Here is a 2,080-nt window from a genome sequence, read left to right as displayed (position 1 = left end):
CTATTTTATTTTTATATTTTATATTATTATTAAAAAATAAATAATATGAAATTAATTTCAAAATAAATCATTTTAAATAAGGAAGGAGAAAAATATTTGAGTAAAAATATTATTTCAAGTAAGGTGTCTACGGGGGGGGGGGATTAAAGAACCCTGTTTAAATTCTAAAAAGATAGTTTTATCTTTAGCTACTATTTCTTTCTTAGCGAGTTGTGCTAATGCTACATTAAATTCTGAAATAAAAACTTATGATGAAGCTAATCCTAAAGCTAAATCAGCTGGTGTTTATAGTCCTCAAGCTAGAATTGATACAACTGTAAGTAGTTCAGAAACTAGCACAATCAACATTTCCGATTCAGGTCCACATACCATAATAATTCAATCAGGTGGAACTTTAGGTAGTACAAACAATACGGGTAATATTATTTATGCTTCTACTAACAATGGCAATACTCTTACTCTTGCAAATCTTACCAATAATGGAACCATCAATGGTAAAGTAGCCATACAAAATAGCCAAGATAACCTCACAGGAACCATCACTGTCAATACCTTTGAAAATAAAGGTCAAGTTAATGGTCAAATTTATATGGGAGTTTGGGGAAATAAAAACTCAGGAATTCTCACTGTGGATAAATTTGAAAATAGCGGAACTATAACAGCTTTTGATAAAAATCAAGGAGTTTTTTTCGAAGGAGGTGCTAATAATAAATCCACGATTAATAATTTTAACAATACTGGAGTTATAAGTTCAACAAATAAAGAAGCTGTCCAGTTTACTCATACTAATGTACAAACTCTTAAAAATAGCGGCACTATTCAAAGTAGTAGTCAAGATCCAAATAACTGGAATACACAAGCAATATATGTTGGCAATTCTACAATCCAAACGTTTATCAATAGCGGAACCTTAAAAGGCGATGGAAGAAAAGATCCAGGAGGACCTAATGGGGCTATATTTGCTAGCTCTGGAGTTAATCTTTCTGGCTCTACTATAACAAATTTTGATAACTCAGGTATTCTTTCAGGAAGAGTAGGTATAAATATATCAAGCACTACTATAGATAATTTTAAAAACAGTGGTACTATAGAAGGAACATCTGGAGCCAAACAATTATCAGGAGCAATATTTATTCAAAGTTGGTTTCAAACAAGCTCCACTATTAAAAATTTTGAAAACACAGGCCTAATCAAAAATCAAAACGGCAATGCTATCTTCATAGGTGATGGCAACAAGATAGAAACCCTTACAAATAAAGGAACTATAGAAGCAGGCAACAATGGTATAACTTTTTATGCATTTGATACAAATAAAAAGCCCGTTAATATTGGTAAAATCACTATAGAAGAAGGTGGTGTTATTAAAGCAGGCAATGATGCAATCCATATAGATGGAAGTAAAAATGGTATTGAGGGTGAAGGTATTGAAGTTAAAGAAGGGGGTAGATTAGAAGGTGGTAATGCAGGTATTTATATAGGCGGTGGTAAGCAAGTAAATACTAGTATCAATGTATCTGGAACTATCCAAGGTGGTAATGGGGGTATTATAAATACTGGAACCATTGGACAAAAAGATACAGAAGTTCAAACTCACGGTATCACTATTGAAAATGAAGGTCTTATTGCTTCTGCAAAAGGAAGTGGTATTTTAAATACTGACAATGGAATTATTTATGGTAATATTTTCAATAAAAGTAATAATAATTTAAGTTTAAAAAATGATTCTGATGCGACTATTACAAGTGGTATTAAAAATGAAGGTGGTGGAACCATCTTTGTTAATAACCAAGGAACCATAGATAAAGATAATAGTGGCAATCATTTAACTAACAGCGGATCTGGTAGCATAGTCATAGAAGATTGGCTTGTTACTACAGATAAAGATACGGGTAAATTAGACACTATAGTTGTAGGTGGAAGTGGAAATGGAAATGTAAGTGCTGATAAAATTACTATAGATGAGAGTAATCTCGATCTAGGACAACTTGATAATATAAATGATATCATCTCAGGTGTTAATCAAAACAATATTGGCAATATAGGAACCAATGGAGGTGGAGAAATATCTTTAAGCTTTGAT

Annotated in this window: 1 pseudogene; it reads left to right on the top strand. The window is 32.0% G+C overall.

From position 1 onward, the window contains the following. Positions 1 to 589 precede the first annotated feature (589 nt). Positions 590 to 2,080, top strand: a pseudogene (locus tag AJ939_RS10735) (hypothetical protein); the annotation flags it as partial.

The organism is Campylobacter sp. BCW_6889, from assembly GCF_001762535.1.
Lineage (GTDB): Bacteria > Campylobacterota > Campylobacteria > Campylobacterales > Campylobacteraceae > Campylobacter_D > Campylobacter_D jejuni.
Note: the sequence above shows the minus strand (reverse complement) of the source record. Positions and strands in the feature narration are given on the sequence as shown.